Origin of the sequence: Thermosynechococcus sp. OHK43, assembly GCF_014466085.1 — a bacterium.
Classification (GTDB): domain Bacteria; phylum Cyanobacteriota; class Cyanobacteriia; order Thermosynechococcales; family Thermosynechococcaceae; genus Thermosynechococcus.
The window spans coordinates 1-7,610 of record NZ_JACOMP010000046.1; the positions used below are offsets into that span (position 1 = coordinate 1).

Annotated in this window: 9 protein-coding genes and 1 pseudogene; 2 read left to right on the top strand and 8 right to left on the bottom strand. The window is 54.9% G+C overall.

Translation table 11 applies throughout. The features are described from left to right. Positions 1–620: YebC/PmpR family DNA-binding transcriptional regulator (locus H8Q75_RS02035; protein WP_297040049.1), on the bottom strand; the 620-nt coding region annotated here is incomplete at its 3' end. Positions 621–710: 90 nt separating this feature from the next. Next, the gene (locus tag H8Q75_RS02040) at positions 711–848 is read right to left on the bottom strand and encodes a photosystem II reaction center protein K (protein ID WP_041429384.1); all 138 of its coding nucleotides are present in this window, start codon (positions 846–848) and stop codon (positions 711–713) included. Between the two features lie 82 nt (positions 849–930). Between H8Q75_RS02040 and tadA the strand changes: the two genes are divergently transcribed. Continuing rightward, positions 931–1,425, top strand: coding sequence for a tRNA adenosine(34) deaminase TadA (gene tadA / locus H8Q75_RS02045; protein ID WP_024124025.1), 495 nt, complete (start codon positions 931–933; stop codon positions 1,423–1,425). Here the strand turns inward: tadA and folK are convergent. Further along, the gene (folK, locus tag H8Q75_RS02050) at positions 1,343–1,927 is read right to left on the bottom strand and encodes a 2-amino-4-hydroxy-6-hydroxymethyldihydropteridine diphosphokinase (RefSeq protein WP_024124024.1); all 585 of its coding nucleotides are present in this window, start codon (positions 1,925–1,927) and stop codon (positions 1,343–1,345) included. The genes tadA and folK overlap by 83 nt on opposite strands. Positions 1,928–1,996: 69 nt before the next feature. On the opposite strand from folK, the gene btpA reads away from it, so the two are divergent. After that, complete coding sequence (gene btpA, locus H8Q75_RS02055; protein ID WP_297040055.1) at positions 1,997–2,887, top strand: photosystem I biogenesis protein BtpA; 891 nt, start codon at positions 1,997–1,999, stop codon at positions 2,885–2,887. Here the strand turns inward: btpA and hisG are convergent, their stop codons facing one another. From hisG to H8Q75_RS02080, 5 genes and pseudogenes are all read right to left on the bottom strand, one after another. Beyond that, positions 2,888–3,523 carry an ATP phosphoribosyltransferase gene (gene hisG / locus H8Q75_RS02060; protein ID WP_024124022.1) on the bottom strand — a complete coding sequence of 212 codons (636 nt, stop codon included), beginning with the start codon at positions 3,521–3,523 and terminating at the stop codon, positions 2,888–2,890. 3 nt (positions 3,524–3,526) lie between these two features. Then, positions 3,527–4,753: an ATP phosphoribosyltransferase regulatory subunit gene (locus H8Q75_RS02065; protein ID WP_024124021.1), complete on the bottom strand. Its 1,227-nt coding sequence runs from the start codon at positions 4,751–4,753 to the stop codon at positions 3,527–3,529. A gap of 6 nt (positions 4,754–4,759) precedes the next feature. Then, positions 4,760–5,707: a DnaJ domain-containing protein gene (locus H8Q75_RS02070; protein WP_297040061.1), complete on the bottom strand. Its 948-nt coding sequence runs from the start codon at positions 5,705–5,707 to the stop codon at positions 4,760–4,762. Positions 5,708–5,820: 113 nt separating this feature from the next. After that, positions 5,821–6,696 carry a formyltetrahydrofolate deformylase gene (gene purU, locus H8Q75_RS02075; RefSeq protein WP_157869617.1) on the bottom strand — a complete coding sequence of 292 codons (876 nt, stop codon included), beginning with the start codon at positions 6,694–6,696 and terminating at the stop codon, positions 5,821–5,823. 28 nt (positions 6,697–6,724) lie between these two features. Beyond that, positions 6,725–7,610: pseudogene (locus H8Q75_RS02080) on the bottom strand (excinuclease ABC subunit A); the annotation flags it as partial.

Here is a 7,610-nt window from a genome sequence, read left to right on the forward strand (position 1 = left end):
ACGGTATTCATTGGAATCCAGCGGCTTTCGGTGTCGAGAACGGTATAGCCGTGGGCTTTGAGGGTTTCGCTGACGGTTTCAAGGGCAGGGACGGGACAACGCACCTCGGCCACCTCCTCTAGGATTTCGTAGGTTTCAACCTCAGCCGCCAGCAGGGCTTCAAGGAAAGCTTCTTCATCTTTAGGTGCAGTAACGGTTACAATGCCGCACTGTTCAAACATCCAGCCCACACAGCCGGTTTCGCCGAGGTTGCCCCCCTGTTTATTGAAGGCGGCCCGCAGATCTGCCGCCGTGCGATTGCGATTATCCGTGAGGGCTTCAATCAAAAATGCCACACCCCCCGGCCCATAGCCTTCGTAGCGAATTTCTTCTAGGGGAGCATCACTGTCGAGGGTACCAGTCCCTTTGGCGATCGCCCGCTCAATATTTTCGCTGGGAATCCCTGCTGCTTTGGCCTTCTCAATGGCACTGCGCAGTTGAAAGTTGCCCGCTGGATCCCCTCCCCCATGCCGAGCCGCAATAATGATTGCTCGCGATAGCCGCGCAAAGATCTTGCCCTTTTGGGCATCCACCCGCGCCTTTTGCCGTTTGATGTTTGCCCACTTACTGTGACCTGCCATAGGGGAAGGAAGTGCATGAAACAAACTCAAGAAGAACCCCGCTGGAACCAACGGGGCCAGTCAACAGGGTTAGTTTGATCGGAGCTATCTTTAACGGAAACCAACAGCGGCTTGCCAAACAAAGGCCAAGGCTAAAAAGAGCACCGGAATCACTGGCAGCACATCCACAAGGGGATCAAAAATGGCGTAGGCTTCCGGCAATTTCGCAATCAAAACCAAAGCATCCATCATGGTGTTTTCCTAAAAGAATTCAGCGATCGCAACAGAACTGAGAAAATAGTACCATAGCCGCTGCGACAACGGGATCGCCATGCCAGGCATTTTCCTTTTACCAGAAACAGACCAGCACGACTTTTGGATGCAACAGGCGATCGCCCTTGCAGAACAGGCAGGAGCCGCCGATGAAGTGCCCGTGGGTGCGGTGATTGTCAGTGCTGAGAATGAACTCATTGCTACGGGGGAAAATCGTCGCCAGCGAGATCACGACCCCACTGCCCATGCGGAAATCATTGCCCTACGCCGCGCCGGTCAGCATCTAGGTACGTGGTATTTAACGGGCTGCCGCCTCTACGTCACCCTAGAGCCCTGCCCGATGTGTGCCGGTGCCATTGTCCAGGCCCGCATTCACACCCTCATCTATGGGACGACGGATCCAAAATCAGGGGCAATTGATTCGGTGCTGCAACTGCCCCATAGCCCAGCGGTGTTCCACCGGATTCAGGTCATTGGGGGGGTTCAGGCAACGGCCTGTCGGCAGCAGTTGCAAAGGTGGTTTCGTCAGCATCGTCAGAAAGAACGGCAATAATGCCTGCATCCCCCACCCGCTCCCGTAGGGTTTGGATGGTTTCACCCAGGAGGGGATGGCGCCAGTGGGGGGCGATCGCCGCAAGGGGCAAAAGGACAAAGGGCCGCTCCGCCAGCCGTGGATGGGGCACGGTCAAATCTGGGGTGCGAATGATGCAATCGCCATAGAGCAGCAGATCTAGATCAAGGGTGCGGGCCCCCCAATGCTCTTGCCGTTGGCGACCAAACTGCGCTTCGATTGCCTGCAGCCTTTTCAGTAGTGCCCAAGGGGAGAGTTGCACCCGAGCAACGAGGCAGCCATTCCAGTAATCCGGTTGAGGGGGGCCTAGGGGGGCAGTGCGATACCACGGCGAGCAGGCTAAGACCCTGATCCCTGGCGTTTGGGCAAGCACTTGGACGGCTGAGCGCAGTTGCAGCAATGGCTTACCCAGGTTACTTCCGAGGGCGATCGCCACGAGGGGGGGGTCAGACGGGGATATACTTAAGTCAGCGCATTCTACCATTGTGCCTGTGGAGAGTGCCGCTCACTCCTCCTGTTATACCTGCACTGTTCACCTATTGCCAAAATCGTTGTGGATCTCCGGACTCTCTTTCATACTGCAACCCCAGTCATTGGCGTTGTCCACCTCCTTCCCTTACCCACCTCCGCCCGTTGGGGGGGGAGTCTCAAGGCTGTTATTGACCGCGCAGAACAGGAAGCCACAGCCCTTGCCTCAGGGGGAGTCAATGCCATTATTGTTGAGAATTTCTTTGATGCTCCCTTCAGCAAAGATCGGGTGGATGCTGCTGTCGTCAGTGCCATGACCTTAGTGGTGCAGCGGTTAAAGAATCTGGTAGCTGTGCCCATTGGCCTTAATGTGCTGCGCAATGATGCCTTTAGTGGGCTGGCGATCGCCGCCTGTACGGGGGCACAATTTATCCGCGTCAATGTGCTCACTGGGGTCATGGCCACCGATCAAGGCATTATCGAAGGCCAAGCCCATCAACTGCTGCGCTACCGCCGTGAACTGGGGCAAGACATCAAAATTTTTGCCGATGTGATGGTGAAGCACGCCCAGCCCCTCCACAGCCCAAATCTGGCCACGGCAGTACGGGACACCTTTGACCGCGGACTCGCCGATGGGGTGATTCTCTCCGGTTGGGCAACAGGACAGCCACCCACTGAGGAGGATCTATCCATCGCCGCCAGTGCCGCCAAGGGACAACCCCTTTTGATTGGCAGTGGTGCCTCTTGGGACAATGTGGAGCAATTGGTGCCCTACGTCAACGGCGTCATTGTTGCCAGTTCCCTGAAGCGCAATGGTCAGATTGAACAACCCATTGACCCCATTCGGGTCAGCCGTTTTGTTGAAGCATGGCAGCGGGCACACCAAAAGCTTCAAGACGTCGATCGCGCCAACGGTAACTGCCGAGGGCCAATCAATGAACCCCTGCCGGCCATGGTGGTGCACAGGCAACGGTAATCAAGCGATCGCCCCTGTTAACTGTGGAACGTAGTGCCCAAGACCATTGAGGTTGAGGCGATAGCTGCGGGGATGGGCAATCAAGTAGGCAGTGCTGCTAAAGATTTGCTCTAGCTCCACAAGGCCATTTTCCTTGAGGGTACGTCCCGTTGACACCAAATCCACAATTGCCTCCGCCATGCCCGTAATTGGCCCCAGTTCCACTGAACCATAGAGGGGCACAATATCCACGGGCAAATCCAACTGCTGGAAAAAAGCATCGGCACAGCGGACAAACTTTGAGGCAACGCGGCAATGGGGGGGCAAATCGCGGGCACTGCGGTAGGGGCTAGAGGCTTTAACGGCCACCGATAGACGACACTGACCAAAGCCCAAATCCGCTAGTTTGGCCACATGGGGATTTTTTTCCCGCAGCACGTCATACCCAACAATGCCCAACTGCGCTTGACCATACTGCACATAGACGGGGACATCCTGGGCACGGACCAAAAGGGCGCGGGCACAGCCATCCTGAGAGAGAACCTGAAGTTGCCGATTTCCCGGCTCTAGGAGTGCTTCAAAATTTAAGCCTAGCCGTTGGAAGTAGGCAATACTGTCCTTGAGGAGGGCACCTTTGGGGAGGGCGATCGTTAGCATGACCTAGACACTCTGAATCTGCAAATAGGTTGCCCCATCACTGAGGGCTTCGATCTGCGGTGGCGCATCACTCTCAATCCAAGCAATATAGGGAATCTGGCGATCGCGGGCATAGGCGCGGATTTGCTCCGGCGTCAAATCCAGAAGTGCCAACTCCACCCGGGTCGAGCCCTCCAAGCGCAGTGTTTGGGCATGGTGGAGGGCGGCAGCGAGGGCGCTGGCTGTGCGGGGAACCACCAGCCATTGACTGCGGGGGGCCAATAGGGCGGCTGGGGGAATGGCGACCGCCTGCAGGAGTGCCTCAACATTAAAGACAAAACCAATCCCCGGCACCGTCGCACCGTCGGGATGGTAAATACTGAGCAGTTGATCATAGCGCCCCCCTTGAGCCACCAACCGCAGTTCCGTTTCCGTAGGAATCAAGACCTCAAAGATAATCCCTGTGTAGTAATCAAAGGACTGCACAAGGCTCAGATCAAGGGTAATAGCCAAGGACTCGGCCACCAACGCCAACAACTGTTGAAGTTCCGCAAAGCGATCAACAACCCCTGGAACATCAGACCACTGCGCTAAACGTTCCCCCACCTCCTTTGGGGTACCCCGTAGATCAAAAAGGGCAAGGGCGCGATCGCGCCAAGGGGCAGGTAGAGCCTGCAAACTCACGCGGTCTAAATGGGCCAAGCATTGGCGCACGGTCTTTTGTAGTTCCACTGGAAAGGTACTGAGCAACTGTTGCGTCAAGTGGGCATCCCCCACCAAAAGATAAGCCTCCCCAACCGCTAGCACCCCAAGGCACTCCTGCACCAGCCAGAGAATTTCTGCATCGGCCGCTAAACCTGTTGCCCCCAGTAGCTCCACTCCGGCTTGGAAAAATTCCTGTTGGTTGCCCAACTCTGCCCCTGTGGTGCGTCGAAAGACATTAGTTTTGTAATAGAGCCTTTGGGGCAGTTGCATACCTGCCATACGGGTCACCGCCGCCCGAGCAATAGAAGCCGTTAATTCTGGTCGCAATCCTAAAGGCTCACCACCGCTCCCCTGCACTTGAATAACCGTCTCTGGATGGACAGTGCCCCCTGCTGTGAGGGTTGCTAAGGTCTCAATTGTGGGTGTGATAATTTCTTGGTAGCCCCAGCTTTGGAAGACGCGCTCTAGGCGTTGCTCTAGCCACCGTTGCCGTGCCACATCCAGGGGCAAAATATCGCGGGCACCACAGGCAGGTTGATACACCATAGTGAATTATTTTTTCCCAAAAAGACCAAAGAAGGAGAATTTCTTTTGCTCCGGTTTGGGTGGCTCAGTACTTTTTTGCTGTTTCTGGGCTTGGCGCTCTCTTTTGCTAATTGCTTCGAGTCCCTGTATTGCCATTACCTCTTGAGGATTGAGCTTCAGGGCTTGATTAAAGTGAATTTTGGCCATACTGAGGGAGCCTTGCTGCAGATACACCTTGCCTAGTAGGGCATTGCAGCGAGCACTGCGGGGGTCAATTTTCAGGGCATCCTTCAGTTCTTTGACGGCCTCCAGATAAATGCCTTTATTGAAGAGTTCCTCTGCCCGTCGGAAATATTGCTCTGTAAATTGCTCTGTTTTGGGGGCTTCTGTAGGTGGTGACGTCTCTGTGGTGGCCGCTGGTGTAGCCTGCCCTTGGGTTGCATCTGATTTAGGTGGAGCCGCCGGCGCAGAAACACTGGGCGTGGATGCGGTTACCTTGCCACCCGCCGATCGCCACAGGTAGATTAAATTCAGTTCGCTAATTTGTTCGCTAATTTTAAGGGTGTTGTTTAAGTCTTTGTATTGATCTTGGGCAAGGGTATTGAGGGCCCTTTGATAGGCCTCTTCAACATTGGCAGCGTTAAAGACTTCCTGTGCCAAATCAAAGGTGGGCGTTGGCACAATATTGGCCGTTAGCAGTTGCTTTTCCAGCAAGCGCAAAATGACTTGATATTCTTCTCGCTCTTTTTCTTGGGAAAGCACTTCATAGGCAGGATTCACAAACTTCGAGAGCAAATCACTGGCCATTTTTTTACCCGATTCATCATCACGGCTATCGGGGTGGAGTGTCTTGGCAATTTTGAGATACCGCTTGCGAATTTCCCCGAATGCTGCTGACAATGGAATACCGAGGGCAGCATGGAGATCCCGTTTGGAGTTAAAGCGACCCAGACCGTGATTGATCTCGAAGGGCATAGTCAGTCAAACCGCAGGGGCAGAACATTATTTGATTATACCTGCTCATCAAGGGGGTTGGTGACCCCCTACGGGAATCCCCAAAGGCAACAGGCCCACAGCGGTGGCAACCCTCAAGCAAAGACTGCCGTGCGATTGCCATACACCAGAATCCGATTTTGTAAATGCAGCCGTACCGCCCGCGCCAACACCACCCGTTCTAAATCCTTGCCCTTGCGAATTAGATCCGCCACTGTATCCCGATGGCTCACAGGCACAACCGCCTGCTCAATGATTGGCCCTTCGTCTAAATCCACCGTGGCATAGTGGGCCGTGGCACCAATGATTTTTACCCCCCGCTCATAGGCACGGTGGTAGGGGTTAGCTCCCGCAAAGGCCGGCAAGAATGAATGGTGAATATTGATCACGTGGGGAAAGGCCCCAATAAATTCAGGACTGAGCACCTGCATATACTTAGCCAGCACCACCAGATCAATCCTGTAGTCCTTGAGGAGTTGCAGTTCCTTGGCTTCCGCAAGGGGCTTGGTCTCTGGCGTCACAGGGATATAGTAAAAATCAATGCCAAACTGCTCGGCGATGGGACGCAAATGCTCATGGTTACTGATGATCAGGGGAATTTCCGCAAAGAGATCCCCCGCCCGCTGCCGCAGCAGCAGATCCCAAAGGCAATGATCTTGGCGGCTCACCCAAATGGCCAAGCGATAGGGAATATCCGACGCCCGCAACTGCCAGCGCACCCCCTGCCAACTGGCAAAGACCTTTTCCCGCTGCGCATAGTTGATGAAAGTGGTGGCAATTTGATCGCGGGGGATTTCAAAGCCCTCTAATTCCCATTCGAGGCGGGAGAGAAAAATGCCCGCAACGGCATCGGTGTGGTGGTCGGCATGGACAATGTTCCCGTTATAGCGATAGACAAACTGGGCCAACTTGGCCACTAGCCCCCGCTGATCGGGACAGGAAATGGAAAGGGTCATTGTCGGCATAGGCACACCGCAAGGCAGAGCAACCTGTATTCTACTATTGCGAATTGGCAGCGGCGCGATTGAAGACTCGGGCAAGATACTGACCGGTGTAGGATTGGGGCATCAGGGCCACTGCTTCAGGAGTGCCCACGGCAACCACCTCTCCCCCGCGATCGCCCCCCTCGGGTCCTAGATCAATAATCCAATCGGCACAGCGAATCACATCTAAATTGTGCTCAATCACCAGAATTGAGTTGCCCTTGTCCACCAGCCGTTGCAGCACCTCGAGGAGTTTATGCACATCGTAAAAGGATAGCCCCGTGGTCGGCTCATCAATCAGGTAGAGGGTTTTGCCCGTGGCACGGCGGGACAGTTCAGCTGCCAATTTAAGGCGTTGGGCTTCCCCCCCAGAGAGGGTGGGTGCGGTTTGTCCCAATTTCAGATAGCCCAAGCCCACATCCACAAGGGTTTGCAGCTTGCTCACCGCCTTGGGGATATTTTCAAAAAAGGTCAGCGCTGTCTCAGCAGTCATATCCAAAACATCGGCGATCGAGCAGCCCTTGTACTTCACTTGCAGTGTATCGCGGTTGTAGCGGGCCCCCTTGCACACCTCACACTGGACATAAACATCGGGCAGAAAGTTCATCTCAATAACATTCACCCCTTGGCCACCGCAGGCCTCACAGCGGCCGCCCTTGATATTGAAGGAAAACTGCCCCGGCTTGTAGCCCCGTGCCTTGGCCTCAACGGTTTGGCTAAAGACCTCACGGATGACATCAAAAACACCAATGTAGGTGGCAGGGTTGGAGCGGGGGGTTCGACCAATGGGGGACTGGTCAATGACAATGACTTTATCAATGGCACTCAAGCCTTCGATGTGCCCCAGTTCCTTGGGGAGCGGCACATGGTGACCAAGATGGTGCTGCAGGGCAGGATAGAGA